Genomic DNA, 19,674 nt, shown 5'->3' on the forward strand with positions numbered 1-19,674 from the left:
CATGAACCAGCCTCTCGTCGAGGTGGACGGCCTCAGCCTGCGGGTGAGCCTTGCCGGCCAGTCGATCGTCCGCGACGTCTCCTTCCGCATCGGCGCGGGGGAAATCGTCGGCATCGTCGGGGAATCCGGCTCCGGAAAGACCATGGTGGCCCGCAGCCTCATGGGCCTGCAGCCGCCCGCCATCGCCGTTTCCGGCGGCGACATCCGCTTCGAGGGCCGGTCGCTCCGGTCGCTTTCGGCAAGGGAACTGCGCGCCCTGCGGGGCGCCCGCCTCGGCATGGTGTTCCAGGAGCCGATGACCTCGCTCAACCCCTCCATGACCATCGGCAGGCAGCTGGAGGAGCCGCTGCGGCTGCACACGCGCTTGAACGCGGCGGCGCGGCGCGGCCGCATCCTCGACATTCTCCGCCGGGTCGGCATCCACGATCCCGAAGGGGCGCTCACCGCCTTTCCGCACCAGTTCTCCGGCGGCATGCGCCAGCGCATCATGCTGGCCTCGGCCATGCTGCTCAGGCCGTCGCTGCTCATCGCCGACGAGCCGACCACCGCGCTCGACGCGCTGGTGCAGCGGGAAGTGCTGGAACTCATGCTCGAAATGGTGCGCGGCGAGAGCACGGCCCTGCTGATGATCAGCCACGACCTGCCGATGGTGGCGCGCTATTGCGACCGCATCATCGTCATGCGCCAGGGCGAGATCGTCGAGCAGGGGCCGGTGGAGGAGATCATCTCCCGCCCGAAGCACGCCTATACCCGCGAACTGCTGCACTCCATGCCCGTGCGCGGACCCGCGCGCGCCATCGCGCCGACGCTTGAGCCGGTCGTGGAGGTCCGGGGGCTTGCGGTCGAGTATCGCGTGAATGCGGGCCTTCTCGCCCGCAAGGCCGTGAAGAAGGCGCTGCACGGGGTCGATCTCGCCGTTCGCCCGGGGGAGATCGTCGCGCTGGTCGGCGCGTCCGGCTCCGGCAAGACGACGCTCGGCCGCTGCATCGCCGGGCTCGTGCCGGCCTCCGCCGGCCGCATCCTCTTTGGCGGCGAGGAAATAAAGCCGGGCTCGGCCGCCTGGCGGAACTACCGGCTGAATTGCCAGATGATCTTCCAGGACCCGTTCGGCTCGCTCGATCCGCGCATGAAGATCGCCGACCTGGTGGGGGAGGCGCTGCGCCACGAGCGCGAAACGACGGCGGCCGGCAAGGCGGAGCGCGTGCGCGCCATCCTGGACGAGGTGGGGCTCGACGGCCGGTATCTCGACCGGTATCCGCATGAACTGTCCGGCGGCCAGCGGCAGCGCGTGGCGATCGCCCGCGCCGTCATCGGCCGGCCGCGCTTCGTCATCGCCGACGAGGCGGTCTCGGCGCTCGACGTCACCGTCCGGGCGAAGGTGCTCGAACTCATCGCCGATCTCCAGCGCCGCTACGGTTTCTCCTGCCTGTTCATCAGCCACGATCTCGGCGTGGTGGAGCAGCTTGCCGACCGGGTGGTGGTGATGCGGGACGGCGCGATCGTCGAGGAGGGCAGCCGCGATGCCGTCTTCGACGCGCCGCGGTCCGCCTATACCCGCGCCCTGCTTTCGGCCATTCCCACCCTGATCCGCACCGAGACCGGCGTCTCCCTGAACTGGCGTTTCGCGGCGGAGGCCGGCGCACCGGCGGCAGCATTGCAATGAAGAACACCGACATGAACCAGGACCTGCCCCGCGCCACGCCGCAGTCGCGCGGTACCGATCCCGCGGTCCTCGACGCCCTTCTCGACGATGTCGAGCGGCAGGACATCGAGCTGCACAGCCTGCTCGTCTGGCAGGACGGTGCGCTGATCGCCGATGCCTACTGGGCGCCCTATGCCGCCGACCGCCCGCACATGATGCATTCGGTGACCAAGAGCTTCACCTCCATGGCCGTCGGGCTGGCGGTCGCCGACGGCCTGCTTTCGGTGGACGATGCGGTGCTGGGCTTCTTCCCGGCCTATGCCGGGCCGGTCGGCGACAACCTCCGCGCCATGCGGGTGCGCCACCTCCTCACCATGACCAGCGGCCATGCGCGCGGCATTTCCGGCGGCGCCTGGCGCCGGCTCGCCTCCAGCTGGATCGAGGATTTCCTCCGCCAGCCGACGCCCCACGCGCCGGGGGAGGTGTTCGTCTACGACAGCGCGGCGAGCTACATGCTCTCGGCCATCGTGCAACAGGTTGCGGGCCGGACGATCCACGATTATCTCGGCGAGCGCATCTTCCGCCCCATGGGCATGTCGGAGGCGATCACCTGGGATATCGGCACGGACGGCGTCAACACCGGCGGCAACGGCCTCAGCTGCACCACGCAGGACATGCTGAAGCTCGGCATCCTGCATCTGCAGGGCGGCCTGTGGCAGGGCCGGCAGCTCCTGCCGGAGGATTGGGTGCGGCAGGCGACCGGCATGCAGGTCCGCGACGTGGTCCTCGGCGTCTTCACCGGCGATCACTATCTCGGGCCGGACGAGGCGGGCGACGGGGTGCCGGCGAGCCGGCGCGAGGGCTACGGCTACCAATGGTGGCGCGGGCCGCATGGCAGCTTCTCCGCCAATGGCCTGTTCGGGCAATATTGCATCGTCCTGCCCGCCGAGAAGGCCGTCGTTGCCTTCACCGGCGGCCTGGAAGACAGCGACCGGCGCGTCCACACGCTGATCTATGACGGGCTGCGGCCGGCGCTCGGCGCCGGCGTTTCCGGGCGGCCGGGCGCAGAGGCGCTGGAGGCCCGCCTTGCCGGCCTCCGGCTGAAGACCCGCCCCGGCATGGCGCGCCGGCGCGCGCCGGGGGAGGCGCCGCGCCGCAGCTGGCGCATCGCGCCGAACGACCAGGGCGTGGAAGCGATCTCCATCACCGAGGAGGCAAACGCCGTTCGCTTCACGCTGCGCGATGCCGCGGGCAGCCATGACGTGCTTGCCGGCTTCGGCCGCTTCCTCGAAACGGTCACGACCATGCCCGGCGGCCGGCTGCACCATTCCTACCAGCCGGCGGAGGGGCTGACGGTGCTGGCCTGCGCCCGCTGGCTCGACGGGGCGCCGGGCGAGCGCATCCTGGAGATGGACTGGATCTTCCTTAAGACGGCCTTCCGCGACACGGTGCGGCTCCACGTCCGCGATGGCGCCTTGCGCCTGACGCGGGGCGTCAACGTCAACTCCGCCGAGCGGGTCCTGCCGGAGCTGACCGGCCGACCGACGACCGCGATGGAACGGGAAAGGGAGAGGGAGGATGGCTGAGGAGAACGGTGCCGGAGGCGAGCCCGTGGCGATCGCCCGGATGAGCCATACGGCCTTCGCCGAGCGGATGAAGCGTCCCGCCGTCATCCTCATCCCGCTCGCCTCGCAGGAAGAGCAGGGGCCGCATGCGCCGATGGGCGATTTCCAGCTCACCGAGCAGCTTGCGGAACGAAGCGCCCGGGCCGGCGGCGGCCTCTGCGCGCCGACCCTGCCGTTCGGCCATGCCGATTTCTTCCGCGCCGTTCCGGGCGGCATCCAGCTGCGCGCCGACACTTTCCGCCGCGTGCTGGAGGATATCCTCACCTCCTTTCTCGACCATGCCCAGGAGAGGCTGCTGATCTTCAACGGCCACACCGCCAATGCGCCGCTGATCGACCAGGTCTGCCGCAGGATCCGCCGCGAGCGCGGCGTGCTCATCCCCTCGCTCAACATCTGGCAGATCATTCCGGACAGCCTGTGGACGGCGCTCTGGGGGAGCGAGGCCGCCCGGGTGCGCGGCCATGGCGGCGAGCCGATGACCTCCGCCTTCCTGCATCTCTTCCCCGGGCTTGTCCGGCCGGAGCGCATCTGCGATCCCGGCCCGCGCGGCACGGTTTTCGGCCTGCCCGTCGGCGGCGTCTCCGCCAGCCGCTTCGAGGGATTGCCCTTGCAGGTGCCGCTCGATTGCACCGAGGTCGATGCGAACGGCATGCTGGGAGGCCTCGCCTCCAGGGCGAGCGCGCAGAAGGGCCGGGCGATCAGCGAGCATATCGTCGGCCACACCGCCCGGCTCATGCGCCACCTCATGGCCTTCGACCCGCGCAAGGCCGTCATTCCGCCGTCCGCGGCGGCTGGAGAAGGAGAAAACCGTGCCTGAATTCCGCATCGAACCGATGCCCGCCCCGGCATCGCCCGCGCTTCTCGGCGCGCTGGAGAGGATCGAGACCGCCAGCGTCGGCCACCTTCGCTATACCGGCTTCCTCGACGGCGACATCCGCCCCGTCGATCCCGGCCAGAGGGCGCGGGCGGGCGTCGCCGTCACGCTGGCGCTGCCGGCCCTGTGCTCCACCCTGCTGCACCACGCGCTGAGCCATCTCAGGCCCGGCGACATGCTGGTGATCGATCGTCTCGGCGACACCCGCCATGCCTGCCTCGGCGGCGTGGTGGCGCGGGCGGCGCGGCTTGCGGGCATTGCCGGCGTGGTGATCGACGGCCCCTGCACCGATGTGGCGGAAATCCGTGCCGAGGGCCTGCCGGTCTGGTGCCGCGGCGTTTCCGCCGTCACCACGCGCCAGCTCGATCTCGGCGGAACCTTCAACCGGCCGGTCGCCTGCGGCGGCGTGCCGGTGCTGCCGGGCGACATCGTGCTGGGCGATGCCTCCGGCGTCGTCGTGCTGCCGGCCGACGAGGCGGACGGGATCGCCGCCGCCTGCATCGCCCGCGAGGCGCGCGTCGCCCGCACCATGGAGCGGCTGCTGGACGGCGAGCGGCTGGGCGACATAACCCGCGCGAACGAGAAGGTGAAGGCGCGCCTCGATGAAAGGAACGGACCATGACCATGCTCGACGCCATTTCCGACCTGACGATCGACGGCGTTTTGTCGGTCGTCGCTCCCCGCGGGCCGCTGGTGCCCATGGTCTTCGACAGCCCGCACAGCGGGCTCGACATGCCTGCCGGTTTCCGGCCCGCCGTTTCGGCGGAGCGGGTGCGGGTGGCGGCCGACACGCATGTCGACGACCTGTTCGACACCGCGCCCGATCTCGGCGCGCCGCTGCTCAAGGCGCATTTCCCGCGCAGCTTTCTCGACGTCAACCGCGCGCTGCTCGACATGGACACCGAGATCCTCGCCGGTGCCTGGCCGCATCCGGTGCGCGAAAGCCCGACCGCCCGGCGCGGCATGGGCCTGATGTGGCGCTATGCCTGGGGCAACGAGCCGATGCATGCCGCGCCGATCAGCGTCGCGGAGGCGGAGGGCCGCATCCGGACCTACTGGCAGCCCTATCACCGCCATCTCGCGGCGCTGCTGAACGCGGTCTATGCCCGCTTCGGACGCGTCTACCACCTCAACTGCCATTCGATGACGGCGGTCGGCCATGCCATTTCCTCCGATCCGGCCGGCACGCTGCGCGCCGATATCTGCCTCGGTGACCTGAACGGCGCCGCGGCGTCGGCGGAGTTCGTCGCGCTGATCGCCGAGACGCTGCGGGCCGAAGGGCTGGAGGTCGCGCTCAACAGGCCGTTCCGCGGCGCCGAGCTCGTCACCGCCTATTCCAACCCCGCGCATGGCCGCCACAGCGTGCAGTTCGAGATCAACCGCCGGCTCTACATGGACGAGGCGACGCGCGAGCGCACGGCCGGCTACGCCGACCTGAAACGGGTGCTGGCGCGCATGAACCGCGTGCTCGCCCGCTATGCCAGCACGCAATGATGCATGAAAAGGAAGGACCAGCCGTGCCGACACCAGACCAGACCGCGCCCCTCAACTTCTACCGGCGCGGGCGCACGCCGATCTTCGCCTCAAGGATGGACCAGCGCTTCTCCTGGTGCTGCTACATTCCGGACGGCTACGACCCCGCCGGCGACCGGGTGCATCCGCTCGCCGTGCTCGTGCATGGCAGCCTGCGCGATGCCGATATCCTGCGCGACGCGTTCATCGATTTCGCCGAGGCGCATCAATGCCTGCTCCTGGCGCCGCTCTTTCCCGCCGGCATCGACGATGCGGAGGACCTGCACAACTACAAGCACATCGCCTATCGCGGCATCCGCTACGACCTCATCGTGCTCGACATGGTCGAGGAGCTCGCCGGCCGCTATCGCGTGGCGAAGGAGAAGGTGCTGATGCACGGCTTTTCCGGCGGCGCGCAATTCGCCCATCGCTTCTTCTACCTCCATCCCGGCAGGCTGCGGGCCGTGTCGGTCGGCGCGCCGGGCACCGTCACGCTGCCGGACCAGCGCGACTGGTGGGTCGGCGTCAAGGGCATGGAGGAGGTCTTCGGCCGGCCGCTCGACGTCGCGGCGATGCGGGACGTCGCCGTGCAGCTGGTCATCGGCGACCAGGACATCGAGACCTGGGACGTGACCGTCGGTCCGCAGTCGCCCTTCTGGATGGAGGGGATCAACGACAGCGGCGAGACGCGGGTGGACCGCCTGCGCAGCCTCGAGACGGGCCTTCGCTCCATCGGCGTGGATCTTCGCTTCGACACGGTGCCAGGCGTCAGCCATGACGGGACCGGCATCCAGGGGCCGGTAAAGGCGTTCTTCTCGCAGGTTCTCGCCGGCGCCTGACGCTATTCCCCATGCACGGCGGTGGCGACCCAGCGCAGAACCTGCGCCGGCGTCCCGCCGCCGATCGTTTCGCACCGCGTATTGACCGTGAAACCGCGATTCTCGAGGCACACCCGCACGGCCCTTCCGGCGATGCTGGCGCGGTATTCCACCCGTCCGTCGCCGCCAGCCTCTCCCGAAGCATCGCCGAGCAGGACGTTCCCGGAAAGCCCCTCCCTTGCCGCCCAGGTCAGGACCGCGTGTTCGGCGGCCTGCTCCGCCGCACCGAGCGCCGGATCGCCGCGATAGGCCGGCAGGTACGGCACGCCGTCGCGCAGGCAGGCGAGGAAGTCCGCGACCTCGGCGGGGGCGAGCCGGCTGTAGCGGGCCCGCGCGGGCAGCACGACCAGCGAGGCGGCGAAGCGGCAGCCGCCGAGATGGGTGGATTGCAGGATGCGGAAGGTCGCCGGATCGGCGGCCTGCCGCAGCGCCTTCCAGGTGGCGAAGCCGTAGCGGGCGCAGCACGGGTCCTGCTTGCCGTCCGTGCAGCAGACCACGGTGATGCGCGGGTCGCGCTCGCCCTGCCAGGCGCCGCCTTCCGCGACGGTGCGCAGCAGCGCCGCCGCCGCCTCGGGCGTGGCGGTGCGGCAAACGAGGCCGTCATGGCTGAAGGCGATGTCGTCGCCGTCGACCAGCGCCACATGGATGCCCGCCGCATTGGCCTCGCGAATGGCACCCGCGAGCGCTTCCGGCATGAGATGGGAGGATGTCCGCGGGACGCGCCAGTGGCCGCGCGGCCAGTGCAGCAGGGCGTAGCGTCCTGCCGAGGGGCCGAGGCCGGCCGCCGGCTCGCCCCTTGCCATGCACAGATCGCGGCAGAAGGCCCGTGCTGCCATCGCGGTGCTCAATCCTCCAGTCGGGCGGGCTTGGCGTCCGCGCCGGCGGGCGACCGGCTGAGATGGCGAAACAGGATGGCGGAGGCGAGCTTGCGGTCGTCGGCCCTGATCGCCTCGAGGATCGCCAGATGGTCGCGCGCCGCCTTGCGCACCCCCGCTTCGCTGAGCTCGGCGAATTCCGCGTATTCGGTCATGCGCCGCAGGCTGTTCTGCCGGCGGATGGATTGCACGAGAAAGCGGTTGTTCGACCAGGAGACGACCGTTTCGTGGAACCGGGCATTGGCCTCGAACCAGGCCGCCCCGTCGATCGCGGCAAGCGGGGCGTTGAGAAGCGCCACCTGCTCGCGTTCCAGCATGTCCAGGGCCGCGAGGTCGGCGCGAAACGTATCCTCCATCACCGCGCCGCATTCGATGATGGTGCGGTAGGCGTAGCTCTCGTTCACCGCCTGGCGGTTGTCGAGGCATTCGGCGAAGCGCCAGCCGTGCCCGTCGCGCCGCTCGGCAAGCCCCTCGGCCGCCAGCCGCATCAGCGTGCGCCGCACGATGCCGCGCGACGTGTCGAAATGATCGATGAGCTCGGTCTCCGACGCCTCGCCGCCGATCAGGCCGTTGGCGCGCGCATGCATAATGCGCCGGTAGAGCGTGTCCACCTCCGAGGGCGGCACCAGCTCGTCCATCGTCTCCCCTTCCGCAGGCCGGCGGGCCAGCGTGAAGCCGCGGCTGTCCGTCTGGGCGATGATGCCCTTGTCCGCGAGGAACTGCAGGACCTGGCGCACCGGCGTGCGGGAAATGCCGAATTCGCGCGCCAGCGCGGCATCGGAAATCTTCTCGCCCGCCGACCAACGCCCGGCATGGATGATCGGCATGAGCTTGCGGGCCACCTCGACCTGCAGCGCGCTGAGGCCGCTGGTATCCAGTCCTTGAGTTTGCGGAGCGACGGTTCGGGTGGCCAAGATGCGATCTCGATTGCGATTTTTTGAATTATGATCGCTCATAATACAAAAATAAGCCCCCGACAACTCGAAACCTGTTTTTCGCCCGGCCGTGTTCCATGATCAGGCGAGGCATCGCCTTGGCGTAAATGCCCCCGGGCGTTGCCATCGCGTGCCATGCGCCTATGATCGCGATGCATTGCTTTTTCCAACGTCGATGTTGTCGCCGTGAATTGTATCGATTGCAGGCTGATCCATTACGCGAAGGCGTCCTCGCTCTTCAACGGCATCCACAGGCCCTTCGTCTACGTGGTCTATTCGGAATGCGTCGCGCGCGCGGCCTTCCGGCTCGACCCGCAGCTCTCCATCTTCAAGCTGGGCTTTTCCGGCGGCGGCCAGGACAGGTTTCGCTCGCTGATCGAAGGCTGGTCCTTCCGGAACGGCCGCACGCCTCCCTTGGGCAATTGCCGGCGCTGGGAAAGCCTCGGCGTCTGGAAGATGCATACCGCCGAGGCGTTCGAGCGGAAATTCAAGGCCGTGGCGCAGGCACGGGGCCGGATCGTGCCGCCCCATGTCTACGGGTGGGACGAGAACAGCAGCCGGCTTGCGCAGCGAACCAACGGCGAAACCGAGATCTACTGGTTCAACGACACCGATTTTTCCAGCCTGCCCCTGTACCAGGACAAGGTCTGCACGGAGGAGCGCCGGTCCTTCGAGATGCTTGCGGAAATGTTCGGCGCGATAAGGGCCCGCAACGAGGCCTTCAAGGCGAAGATGTCGCGCCCGGACGCCTCCGGTTGAGCAGCCGGACGGAAGGGCCGGCCGGCCGGCGGCTGTCCCATGCACGGCTCGATGCAGGGCGCGCCGCATAATACCCTGGGGTTATTGGCATCGCCGTCCTCTTCCCCGACCCTTCACGGCATCATCTGGAGGAGGGGAGCATGACACGAACGATCAAACTCGACCGGACGCTTGGCCTGTGGTCCGTGGTGCTGTTCGGGCTGGCCTACATGACGCCCATGATCGTGTTCGGCACGTTCGGCGCGCTGGCGTCGGCAAGCCAGGGCACGACGGCGATGGCCTATTTCATCGCGGCGCTCGCGATTTTCCTGACGGCGGCAAGCTACGGCATCATGGCGAAGGTCTATCCGGTTGCCGGGTCCGCCTATACCTATGCCCGCAGGTCGCTGAATTCCGGCGTCGGCTTCCTCGTCGGCTGGGCTGTGCTGCTCGATTACTTCTTCCTGCCGATGGTCATCTGGCTGATCGGCGCGGCCTATCTCGGCGCGGCCTTTCCGGCGGTGCCGGCCTGGCTGTGGATCGTCGGCTTCATCGTCCTGACCACGGCGGTGAACGTTGTCGGCATCGCCTTCGCCAACCGGGTCAATGTCGTGCTCATGCTGGTGCAGCTTTCGGTGCTGGTGGCGTTCGTCGCGCTCGCCGCCCGCTACGTCGTCGCCGTCAACGGGGCCGGCGGGCTCGCCTCGGTGCGGCCGTTCTTCGAGGCCGGGGTGCCGTTCGGCGCTTCCGTGGCGGGTGCGGCCATCGCGGCCTATTCGTTCCTCGGCTTCGACGCCGTCTCGACGCTGACGGAGGAAACGCGCGAACCGACGCGCACCATGCCGAAGGCGATCATGATCATCGCCGTCATCGGCGGCCTTCTCTTCACCGGGTCGGCCTATGTCACGCAGCTTGCCCATCCCGGCGGCGAATTCGCATCGGTCGATTCCGCCGCCTCCGAAATCGCCCTGATGATCGGCGGCGACCTCTTCGTGACGGTGTTCCTCGCCACGCTCGTGGTGGCGCAGTTCACCTCCGGACTTGCCGCGCAGGCGAGCGTCGGCCGGCTGCTCTTCGCCATGGGCCGTGACGGCGTGCTGCCGGCCGGCATCTTCGGCAAGCTGCACGAGAAGTGGCGCACGCCCGTCCTCAACCTCGTCGTCGTCGGCATTGTCGGCCTCCTGGCGCTGACGCTCGACGTGACGACCTCGACGTCCTTCATCAATTTCGGTGCGTTCCTCGCCTTCACCGCGGTCAATGTCTCGGTGATCGCGCTCTATCTGCGGGGCAATGCGGTCGTCAGGCCGCTCGGCCCGCTTCTCGGGCTCGCCGTTCCGGCCGCGGGCGCGGTCTGCGACCTCTTCCTGCTCTGGAACCTCGACGGGCACGCCAAGCTGCTCGGCGTCATCTGGCTGGCGGCGGGCGTCGTCTACCTTGCCTATCTGACGCGCTTCTTCCAGCTTGCGCCGCCGGAGGTGGAGTTCGCCGAATGATCAGCGCCTGCTGAGAAACAGATGGAACAGTTCCGCCTGGCTGGAAATGGTGAGCTTGGCATAGGCCTGGCGGCGATGGACCTTCACGGTATTGGGCGAGACGCCGAGCGTCGCGGCGATGGAATAGGTGGAGTGACCCTTGAGGATGAGGGTCACGATCTCCAGCTCCCGCTTGGAAAGCAGCGGATGGCTGATTGTCGCGGCGGCCGCCTCGCTGCCGCTCGACGGGGTGAACCGGGCATGCCAGTGCCGCTCGGCAAGCGCCCGGACCACCGGCGCGGCGCTTTCGAGGCGGGCGATATCGCGGCGGGAGAAGGCCGGGACCGCCCCGATGCGCGAAAGCGACAGCACCGCATCGACATCGCGGAGCTTCAGGATGAAGCCGACCTCGTCGAGGATGCCCGTCGCCTGGTAGTGGCGGCGGTAGTATTCCGTCTCGGCAAACCGGTCGGGCGCCAGCCGCCGCATCACCAAAAGGCCTTCGGGCGGCAGGGTGCGCACGGCGTCGTAGAACGGGTCGAGGATATAGGCGCCGGCAAGGTAATGGTCGACGATGGTGGTGCGGTCGCCGACGATCCGCGCATTGTCGAGGTCGAAGGCCTTGCCGCCCGGCGCATAGGCAAAGCCGTTCATCATCTGGAAGGGAACGAGATGGCGGAGCGCGCGCTCCAGCGCGGCGGGAAAGCCGTCCTCCCCGATGAGCGACACGGTCTCGGCAAGCCCCGCATGCCAAAGGTCGATGGAGGCGCCTGCCGCGCCCGATCCTGCCGCCACGTTCCCGCCCCTCCTTCTTTCCGCAAGACCCGGAGCGTTTTCCCCGAGCCGGGAGAACGCTCCGCCCCTGTTTCTCCGCAAATCCGCTTCGCGCTCGTGCCGGAATTGCCCCAGCTTTTTGTTTTGCCGCATTATCCGGCGCCGAAGCGATCCCGCGTCGGCTGGAAATGCTCTAGCACGGAGTCCGTGACCATGCAGACAGTTTCTCGCGCCGTCGCGCCGGCCCATCCGCTCGACCTGCCCGCCACGGTGATCGCCGCCGGCATCCGCGCCGGTGAATTCTCGGCCGAGGCGGTCGTCGCCGAATCGCTCCGGCGCGCGCGCATCGTCGGCGAGGCGCTGAATGCCTTCACGCTGCTGCGCGAGGAGGCCGCGCTTGCGGCGGCGCGGGAGGCCGACCGCCGCGCCGCGGGCGGAGGCGCCGCGCCCGCGCTCCTGGGCGTGCCCTTCGCCGCCAAGGACCTGACGCCGACGAAGGATGACCTGACGACGCTCGGCTCCTGGACCCGAGACGACTGGACGCCGGCGCAAAGCGCCCTGTGCATCCGGCGGCTGGAGGCCGCGGGGGCGATCCTCATCGGCAAGACGACGACGCCGGAATTCGCCCATTCCAGCTTCACGGCAAGCCCGCGCTGGGGCATCACGCGCAATCCCTGGAATGCGGCGCGCACCAGCGGCGGCTCGTCGGGCGGCTCGGCGGTCGCGGTCGCGGCCGGCGTCGTGCCCTTCGCGGAGGGCACGGACATGGGCGGCTCGGTGCGCATCCCCGCCGCCTTCACCGGCATTGTCGGCCTGAAGCCCAGCCTCGGGCGCATTCCCATGACGATCCTGCCCAGCGTCTTCGACAACATCTCCCATTTCGGCCCGCTGGCCCGCACCGTGGAGGATGCCGCCGCCTTCATGGCCGCGGCCGCCGGCCCGGATGACGAGGACATCTCCTCGCTGCCTCTCCCCTTCTCGGCGGAAAAGGCACGGACGGGCTCCCTTGCGGGCCGGCGCTTCGCGCTGTCCCTCGACCTCGGTTACTACGGCGTCGACGCATCGGTGGAGGCCGCCATTCTTGCGGCGGCCGATGCGCTTCGTGCCGCCGGCGCCGTCGTCGAGCCCGTGGAGATCGGCTGGACGCGGGCCGTCAACGACCGGTGGTACGACCTGTGGTGCGTGTTCATGGCCGCCTTCTTCGGCGAGGCGCTCGCGGCCCATCGCGGGCGCATGGATCCGCTCGTCGTCGCGCTGATCGAGCGGGGGCTGACGATGAACGCCACCGCCTACAAGAAGGTGGAGCTGCTCCGAACGGAGATGTGGCGCGACCTCGCCGCCGTCCTCTCGCGCTACGACGCCCTGCTTTGCCCGACCTGCGCCATCACCGCGCCCCCGGCCGGGGCCGACGACAACGACTACGTCGCCGACCTGCCGGACGGCCGCTTCCGGGGCCTGGACATGACCTGTCCGTTCAACCTGCTGCCGCAGTGCCCGGCGCTGTCGGTTCCCGCCGGGCTGGCGGGCGACGGCCTGCCCGTCGGCCTGCAGGTCGTCGGCCGGCGTTATGCCGACGAGGCGGTCCTTGCGGCGGGCGGGGCGATCGTGGCCGCGCTTCGCGCGGCGGGCCTCACCGTCGGGCGGCCGGCGGAATGGTCCTGGTAGCCGCCACTCCGTTCTGCCGGTCGCCGGCGCGAGGACCCGCCCTTCGCGACGGAACCGGCCCAGCCATATTGACACCGGCAAATTTTCACAATTAATATTGCAGTCAATTGATGGCTGCAATTTTTGATCTGCGCTTGCGGTTCGCCGTGCCCGGGGAGGGGCGGGGCGAGAGCGACGGCGGCTGCCGTCAGGCCGGCTTTCAGACATCGGACAGGAGGATTTCGATGAACGATATTGCAACGGTGATCGACCTTGCGCAATTCCGGCGCCAGGTGGAGACCGAGACGACCATGGCGATGTGCCCGACGGCGATCGCCATCGAGAAGAACATCCCCATCTATGACGGCGCATCGGTCGATGACGGCATCGGCCCGGAATGGGCCTCGGTCATCGGCGAGGGGCCGGGCGTCTTCGTCGTCAAGCGCGCCTTCACCGATCCGGGCGCCATCGACGCGGCAAGCGAGGTCTTCCGCGCGATCATCGCCGACGAGCGGGCGGCGGGCACGGCGGCCGGCGACCATTTCGCCAAGGCGGGCGCCAACGACCGCATCTGGAACTCGCTGCAGAAGCTCTGCCTGCGCGATCCCGCCGTCTATGCCCGCTACATGGCCAATCCGGTGATCGACATCGCCTGCCGCGCCTGGCTCGGCCCGGGCTACCAGATCGCCACCCAGGTCAACCAGGTCCGCCCCGGCGGCAAGGCGCAGGCGCCGCACCGCGACTATCACCTCGGCTTCATGAAGCCCGAGCAGATGGCGCAATATCCGAGCCATATCCACGCCACCGGCCCGACGCTCATCCTGCAGGGCGGCGTCGCGCATTGCGACATGCCGGTGGAAAGCGGCACGACGAAGCTCCTGCCCCATTCGCAGCGCTACCTGCCGGGCTATGTCGCCGCCACGCGGCCGGAGTTCCGGGATTATTTCGAGGAGAACTGCGTCCAGCTTCCGCTCGAAAAGGGCGACGCGATCTTCTTCTCCCCCGCGCTGTTCCACGCGGCCGGCGAGAACCGCACGGCGGACGTCGTGCGCATGGTCAACCTCATCCAGACGGCCTCGGCCTTCGCCCGCCACATGGAAAGCCTCGACCGCACCGCGATGGTCCGCGCGGTCTATCCGCATCTGGCGGGGCTGTCGCCGGCCGGGCGGCGGGCGGTGATCGCCGCGACGGCGGACGGCTATCCGTTCCCGACCAATCTCGACACCGATCCGCCGCTCGGCGGCCTTGCGCCGGAAAGCCAGCAGGATCTCGTCGCCCGGGCCGTCGAGGAGGGCTGGGATCAGGCGCGCCTCGACGCGGCCCTTGCCGCGCAGGGCGCCAAGCGCGCGGCCTGATGCATGGAGTTACCCGCAAAGGCTTCGGGCGGGGAGCGAACAGGAAGCCAATTTCGGGAGGACGTTAAGCATGAAGAAAATCCTGCAATCCCTGGCCCTCGGTGCGCTGCTGGCGACGACGGCGCTTGCCGGTGCTGCCCATGCGGATGGCGAGAAATTCGTCTGGATCAGCCACGGCCCGGACAGCGACAGCTGGTTCAACGTCATCAAGAACGCGATCAAGGTGACGAACGAGCAGATGGGCGTGACGACCGAGTACCGCAACCCGCCGACCGGCGACCTTGCCGACATGGCGCGCATCGTCCAGCAGAGCTCGGCCGCCGGCGTCGACGGCATTATCGTCACCATCGCCGATTTCAACGTGCTGGAAGGGCCGATCAAGGATGCCGTCGCCAAGGGCATTCCGGTCGTCACCGTCAACTCCGGCACGGTGGAGGAGAGCGAGAAGCTCGGCGCGCTGATGCATGTCGGCCAGCCGGAATATGAAGCGGGCCTCGGCGCCGGCAAGCGCGCGAAGGAGGCCGGCATCAAGAGCTTCCTGTGCGTCAACCACTACATCACCAACCCGGCCTCGGTGGAGCGTTGCCGCGGCTTTGCCGAGGGCATCGGCGTCGAACTCGGCAACCAGATGGTCGATTCCGGCATCGACCCGTCGGAAGTGCAGAACAAGGTGAAGGCCTATCTCACCGCCAATCCCGATACCGGCGCCATCCTGACGCTCGGCCCCAACTCGGCCGAACCCTCGATCCGCGCGGTCAAGGAGATGGGCCTCGACGGCGACATCTATTTCGGCACCTTCGACCTCTCGGCGGAGATCTCCGCCGCCATCAAGGACGGCACGATCAACTTCGCGATCGACCAGCAGCCGTTCCTGCAGGGCTCGATCCCGATCCAGGTGCTGACGAGCTATGTACGCTACGGCGTCGCCCCGGCCAATTCCATCTTCACCGGCCCGGGCTTCGTGACGAAGGACAATATCGCGCTGGTCGAGTCCCTGGCGGGCCAGTACCGTTGATCTGACGGTTTTCGCAGGCGCGGGCGGGCAGCCGCCCGCGTCCCGGCCTTTCGAGGCCCGGTCTTTCGAGGGAGGAGAATGCATTCATGACGGACGTCATTCCAGACGCGCTGAAGGACGAGCGCATCAAGCCCGTCTCGCCGCTCCGGCGCGCGCTGATCCGCCCCGAGCTCGGCGGCATCTGCGGCACCATCCTGGTCTTCCTGCTCTTTGCGGTGGTCGCCGGCGACAGCGGCATGTTCGCCGCCGAGGGCGTGATGAACTGGACGGTGGTGTCAGCCCAGTTCATGGTCATCGCGGTCGGCGCCTGCCTCTTGATGATCGCCGGCGAGTTCGACCTCTCCACCGGCTCGATGATCGGCTTTTCCGGCGTCATGATGGCGATCCTGTCGGTGCATATCGGCGTGCCGCTGTGGCTCGCCATCATCGCGACCTTCGTCTTCTGCATCCTTGTCGGCGGCGTCAACGGCTGGCTGGTCATCCGCACGGGCCTGCCGTCCTTCATCGTCACGCTCGCCTTTCTCTACATCCTGCGCGGCCTGACGATCTGGGGCTCGATCTACTTCACCCGCCAGACGATCATCGGCGGCGTCGCGGAAAAGGCGGCCAGCGACTGGCTGGCGCCGCTCTTCGGCGGCAAGATCCTCGGCGGCCTCTTCACCTGGATGGGCGAGATGGGCTGGATCGCCACCTTCACCCGCGGCAACCGCGCCGGCCAGCCGGTCATTGACGGCATTCCCATGCTCGTCGTCTGGGCGATCGTGCTCGTCGTCTTCGGCCATTGGCTGCTGACCCGCACCAAGTTCGGCAACTGGATCTTCGCGGCCGGCGGCGATGCGCTCGCCGCGCGTTATGTCGGCGTGCCGGTCAACCGGGTGAAGATCCTGATGTTCATGTTCTCCGCCTTCTGCGCCTGCGTCTTCGCCACCTGCCAGGTGATGGAGTTCGGCTCGGCGGCGGCCGACCGGGGCCTGCTCAAGGAGTTCGAGGCGATCATCTGCGTCGTCATCGGCGGGGCGCTGCTTACCGGCGGCTACGGTTCGGTCATCGGCGCGGCGCTCGGGGCGGTCATCTTCGGCGTGGTGCAGCAGGGCCTGTTCTTCGCCAATGCGGAAAGCTCGCTCTTCCGGGTGTTCCTCGGCGTCATCCTTCTGACCGCCGTGATCATGAACACCTACATCCGCCGCATCATCACGGGAGAACGCTGATGTCCGCCATCGTGGAGATGAGAAACATCACCAAGCATTTCGGCCATGTCATCGCGCTGGCCGGCGTCTCCTTCGACATAAGGCCGGGCGAGTGCCACTGCCTGCTCGGCGACAACGGCGCGGGCAAGTCCACCTTCATCAAGATCATGTCCGGCGTCTACAAGCCGAGCGGCGGCGAGGTGCTGGTGGAGGGCGCGCCGACGCTCTTCCAGAGCCCGCGCGACGCCATGACGGCCGGCATCGCCACCGTCTACCAGGACCTCGCGATGATCCCGCTGATGAGCGTCAGCCGCAATTTCTGGATGGGCCGCGAGCCGGAGCGCGGCGTCTGGCCGTTCAAGACCTTCGACACCGGCAAGGCCGACGAGATCACCGTCGCCGAGATGCGCAAGATGGGCATCAACCTGCGCGGCCCCGACCAGGCGGTGGGCACGCTCTCGGGCGGCGAGCGCCAGACGGTCGCCATCGCGCGCGCGGTCTATTTCGGCGCCAAGGTGCTGATCCTCGACGAGCCGACCTCCGCGCTCGGCGTGCGCCAGACGGCGAACGTGCTCAGCACCATCGACCGGGTGCGCAAGCAGGGTATCGGCGTCGTCTTCATCACCCACAATGTGCGCCACGCGCTCGCCGTCGGCGACCGGTTCACGGTGCTGAACCGCGGCCAGACGCTGGGCACGGCCGAGCGCGGCACGGTGGATGCGGCGGCCCTGCAGGACATGATGGCGGGCGGGCAGGAGCTGGCGCTGCTGGAAGCCTCGCTCGGCGGCACGATCTGACAAGACCATGCGCCGGGGCGCCGCCCGCGCCCCGGCAGCGGACCGAACATTCACAGTGCAATGATTCTGCAAGAAATGTTGCAGAAATGGCGCCCGCGGAAAACCCCGTGCGCCATCATCCGGGGAACAGAGAGAATGAAGAAGACGCTTCGCCTTGGCCTCATCGGGTCGGGTTTCATGGGCAAGACGCATGTCTTCGGCTTTGCGGCCGCCGCGCGGGTCTTCGACCTGCCCTACGAGGTGGAGCCGGCCGCTCTTGCCGACGTGACCCTGGCACAGGCGGAGGCCGCCCGCGCGTCGCTCGGCTTCCGGCGCGCCACGGACGACTGGCGCAGCCTGGTGGCGGATCCGGAAATCGACATTGTCGACATCACCGCCCCCAATGCCCTGCACAAGGAAATGGCGCTCGCCGCCATCGCCGCCGGCAAGCATGTCTATTGCGAAAAGCCGCTCGCCCCGCTGGCGGGCGATGCCCGGGAAATGGCCGAGGCGGCGGAACGGGCGGGCGTGCGCACGCAGGTCGGCTTCAACTATCTCTGCAATCCGATGCTGAGCCTTGCCCGGGAGATGATCGCGGGCGGGGAGCTCGGCGAGATCCGAGGCTATCGCGGCCTGCATGCCGAGGACTACATGGCCGATGCCGCCGCGCCCTTCACCTTCCGCCACGATCCGGCCGGCGGCGGGGCGCTGGCCGATCTCGGCAGCCACGCGCTGGCGACCGCCGAATTCCTGCTCGGCCCGATCGTCAAGGTGATGGGCGATTGCGTGACGATGATCGCCAGCCGCCCGGACGGCAAGGGCGGCATGCGCACCGTGGAGACGGACGATGTCGGCCGCGCCTTCCTGCGCTTTGCGAACGACGCCACCGGCTCCATCGAGGGCAACTGGATCGCCACCGGCCGCAAGATGCAGCACGATTTCGAGGTCTACGGCACGAGGGGGGCGCTCGCCTTCTCGCAGGAGCGCTTCAACGAGCTGCATTTCTACTCCACGGACGACCGGAAGGGCCGGCAGGGTTTCCGCCGCATCGAGGCGGGGCCGGATCACGTGCCCTATGGCCGCTTCTGCGTCGCGCCGGGCCACCAGCTCGGCTTCAACGACCTGAAGGCGATCGAGGTCGCCGGCTACCTGGAGGCGATTGCCGGCCTCAGGCCCGAGCCGTTCAATTTCCGCGCCGGCCTGCGCATCCAGACGCTGGTGGAGACGATCCACGCATCCGCGCGCGCCGGGCAATGGCGTGCCGTGGACGGCGGCTGAAACGAAGGAGGAGGGAACGATGAGGACGGTTGGAGTGGGCGTCATCGGCGCGGGCGTGATGGGGGCGGAGCATGCCCGCATCCTTGCCGGCGATGTCGCGGGCGCGCATCTCGTCGCCGTGGCGGACGCCGACCTGTCGCGGGCCGAGGCGGCCGCGCAGGGCGCGCGGGCCACGACGGACGCGCTGGCGCTGATCGCCGATCCCGCGGTCGAGGCGGTCCTCGTCGCCTCGCCCGACGCCACGCATCACCGGCTGGTGCTGGCGGCGATTGCAGCGGGCAAGCCGGTCCTGTGCGAAAAGCCGCTCGCCGCGAGCACCGCCGAATGCCTGGAGATCGTCGCGGCCGAACGGCGCGCGGGCCGGCAACTGGTGCAGACCGGCTTCATGCGCCGCTTCGATCCGGCCTACCGGGAGATGAAGGTGGCGCTCGACAGCAAGGCGCTCGGCGCCCTGCGCATCCTGCATTGCCAGCATCGCAACGCCGCGGCGCCCGCCTGGTTCACCGGCGCCATGGCGATCACAAATTCGCTGGTGCACGAGATCGATGTCTGCCGCTGGCTGCTCTCGACGGAATACAGTGCCGTGACCGTCATTCCCTGCCCGTCGGAGGCCGGGGGCAGCGGCGATCCCGCCCTGTTCGTCTTCGAGACGGAGGCCGGCAGTCTTGTGTCCGTCGAGGTCTTCATGAATGCCGTCTACGGCTATCATGTCCATGCCGAAGCCGTCTGCGCGGGCGGCACGATCGGCATGGCGCATCCGGCGCTCACCCGCACGCGGCGTGACGGCGCGGAGGAAGGCGCCTTTCCGGCAAACTGGGTTCCCCGCTTCCGCGATGCCTATCGCCTGCAGAACCAGGCCTGGATCGACGGCATCCGCAGCGCAACGCCACCCGCCGACGCCTCGACGGCCTGGGACGGTCTCGTCGCCACCTGCCTTGCCGACCAGATCGTCGAGGCGATGGCGACGCGCCGGCGCACGCCGCTCGTGCTGCCGGAGCGGCCGCACTGAACCGCGCATGAAACGGGTGTCCGCACCAAATATTGCGGATTGTTCTTGACTTGCAATAAAAATTGCTTTCTTTCTGGTTCTGGAA

18 protein-coding genes are annotated in these 19,674 nt (G+C 68.7%); 15 read left to right on the top strand and 3 right to left on the bottom strand.

Features of this window, described 5'->3' with window-relative positions; genetic code table 11:
* Position 1 precedes the first annotated feature (1 nt).
* The 6 genes from MUU56_RS19915 to MUU56_RS19940 are packed head-to-tail and all read left to right on the top strand — an operon-like array spanning position 2 to position 6,492.
* Positions 2-1,663, top strand: a complete 1,662-nt coding sequence (locus MUU56_RS19915; RefSeq protein WP_244769027.1) for an ABC transporter ATP-binding protein — start codon at positions 2-4, stop codon at positions 1,661-1,663.
* Positions 1,660-3,228, top strand: coding sequence for a serine hydrolase domain-containing protein (locus MUU56_RS19920; RefSeq protein ID WP_244769028.1), 1,569 nt, complete (start codon positions 1,660-1,662; stop codon positions 3,226-3,228). The genes MUU56_RS19915 and MUU56_RS19920 overlap by 4 nt, the downstream gene beginning before the upstream one ends.
* Positions 3,221-4,084, top strand: coding sequence for a creatininase family protein (locus MUU56_RS19925; protein ID WP_244769029.1), 864 nt, complete (start codon positions 3,221-3,223; stop codon positions 4,082-4,084). The genes MUU56_RS19920 and MUU56_RS19925 overlap by 8 nt, the downstream gene beginning before the upstream one ends.
* Positions 4,077-4,763: an RraA family protein gene (locus MUU56_RS19930; RefSeq protein ID WP_244769030.1), complete on the top strand. Its 687-nt coding sequence runs from the start codon at positions 4,077-4,079 to the stop codon at positions 4,761-4,763. The genes MUU56_RS19925 and MUU56_RS19930 overlap by 8 nt, the downstream gene beginning before the upstream one ends.
* The gene (locus MUU56_RS19935; protein WP_244769031.1) at positions 4,760-5,635 is read left to right on the top strand and encodes an N-formylglutamate amidohydrolase; all 876 of its coding nucleotides are present in this window, start codon (positions 4,760-4,762) and stop codon (positions 5,633-5,635) included. The genes MUU56_RS19930 and MUU56_RS19935 overlap by 4 nt, the downstream gene beginning before the upstream one ends.
* 23 nt (positions 5,636-5,658) lie before the next feature.
* Entirely contained in the window at positions 5,659-6,492 is an 834-nt protein-coding gene (locus MUU56_RS19940) for an alpha/beta hydrolase family protein (protein WP_244769032.1), read from the top strand.
* A gap of 2 nt (positions 6,493-6,494) precedes the next feature.
* Here the strand turns inward: MUU56_RS19940 and MUU56_RS19945 are convergent, their stop codons facing one another.
* Positions 6,495-7,367 (bottom strand): sucrase ferredoxin, encoded by an 873-nt coding sequence (locus MUU56_RS19945; protein ID WP_244769033.1) that lies wholly within the window; start codon positions 7,365-7,367, stop codon positions 6,495-6,497.
* A gap of 8 nt (positions 7,368-7,375) precedes the next feature.
* Positions 7,376-8,320, bottom strand: a complete 945-nt coding sequence (locus MUU56_RS19950) for a GntR family transcriptional regulator (protein ID WP_244769034.1) — start codon at positions 8,318-8,320, stop codon at positions 7,376-7,378.
* A 207-nt stretch (positions 8,321-8,527) separates the two neighbouring features.
* On the opposite strand from MUU56_RS19950, the gene MUU56_RS19955 reads away from it, so the two are divergent.
* Positions 8,528-9,100 carry a hypothetical protein gene (locus tag MUU56_RS19955; protein ID WP_244769035.1) on the top strand — a complete coding sequence of 191 codons (573 nt, stop codon included), beginning with the start codon at positions 8,528-8,530 and terminating at the stop codon, positions 9,098-9,100.
* A gap of 140 nt (positions 9,101-9,240) precedes the next feature.
* Positions 9,241-10,572: an APC family permease gene (locus MUU56_RS19960; protein WP_244769036.1), complete on the top strand. Its 1,332-nt coding sequence runs from the start codon at positions 9,241-9,243 to the stop codon at positions 10,570-10,572.
* Here the strand turns inward: MUU56_RS19960 and MUU56_RS32850 are convergent, their stop codons facing one another.
* Positions 10,573-11,346 (bottom strand): helix-turn-helix transcriptional regulator, encoded by a 774-nt coding sequence (locus tag MUU56_RS32850; RefSeq protein ID WP_244769037.1) that lies wholly within the window; start codon positions 11,344-11,346, stop codon positions 10,573-10,575. It abuts the gene before it with no gap.
* Positions 11,347-11,538: 192 nt separating this feature from the next.
* On the opposite strand from MUU56_RS32850, the gene MUU56_RS19970 reads away from it, so the two are divergent.
* The 7 genes from MUU56_RS19970 (at position 11,539) to MUU56_RS20000 (ending at position 19,589) form a co-directional block, all read left to right on the top strand.
* Positions 11,539-12,990, top strand: coding sequence for an amidase (locus MUU56_RS19970; protein ID WP_244769038.1), 1,452 nt, complete (start codon positions 11,539-11,541; stop codon positions 12,988-12,990).
* Between the two features lie 224 nt (positions 12,991-13,214).
* Positions 13,215-14,324: a phytanoyl-CoA dioxygenase family protein gene (locus MUU56_RS19975; RefSeq protein ID WP_244769039.1), complete on the top strand. Its 1,110-nt coding sequence runs from the start codon at positions 13,215-13,217 to the stop codon at positions 14,322-14,324.
* A gap of 70 nt (positions 14,325-14,394) precedes the next feature.
* Entirely contained in the window at positions 14,395-15,339 is a 945-nt protein-coding gene (locus tag MUU56_RS19980) for a sugar ABC transporter substrate-binding protein (protein ID WP_244769040.1), read from the top strand.
* An 86-nt stretch (positions 15,340-15,425) separates the two neighbouring features.
* Entirely contained in the window at positions 15,426-16,547 is a 1,122-nt protein-coding gene (locus MUU56_RS19985) for an ABC transporter permease (protein ID WP_244769041.1), read from the top strand.
* Complete coding sequence (locus MUU56_RS19990; RefSeq protein ID WP_244769042.1) at positions 16,547-17,323, top strand: ATP-binding cassette domain-containing protein; 777 nt, start codon at positions 16,547-16,549, stop codon at positions 17,321-17,323. The genes MUU56_RS19985 and MUU56_RS19990 overlap by 1 nt, the downstream gene beginning before the upstream one ends.
* Before the next feature lie 135 nt (positions 17,324-17,458).
* Positions 17,459-18,580, top strand: coding sequence for a Gfo/Idh/MocA family protein (locus tag MUU56_RS19995; RefSeq protein WP_244769043.1), 1,122 nt, complete (start codon positions 17,459-17,461; stop codon positions 18,578-18,580).
* A 19-nt stretch (positions 18,581-18,599) separates the two neighbouring features.
* Positions 18,600-19,589, top strand: a complete 990-nt coding sequence (locus MUU56_RS20000) for a Gfo/Idh/MocA family protein (protein WP_244769044.1) — start codon at positions 18,600-18,602, stop codon at positions 19,587-19,589.
* Positions 19,590-19,674: the final 85 nt, after the last annotated feature.

This window comes from Shinella yambaruensis (assembly GCF_022899355.1).
In the GTDB taxonomy this organism is placed as follows: Bacteria; Pseudomonadota; Alphaproteobacteria; order Rhizobiales; family Rhizobiaceae; genus Shinella; species Shinella yambaruensis.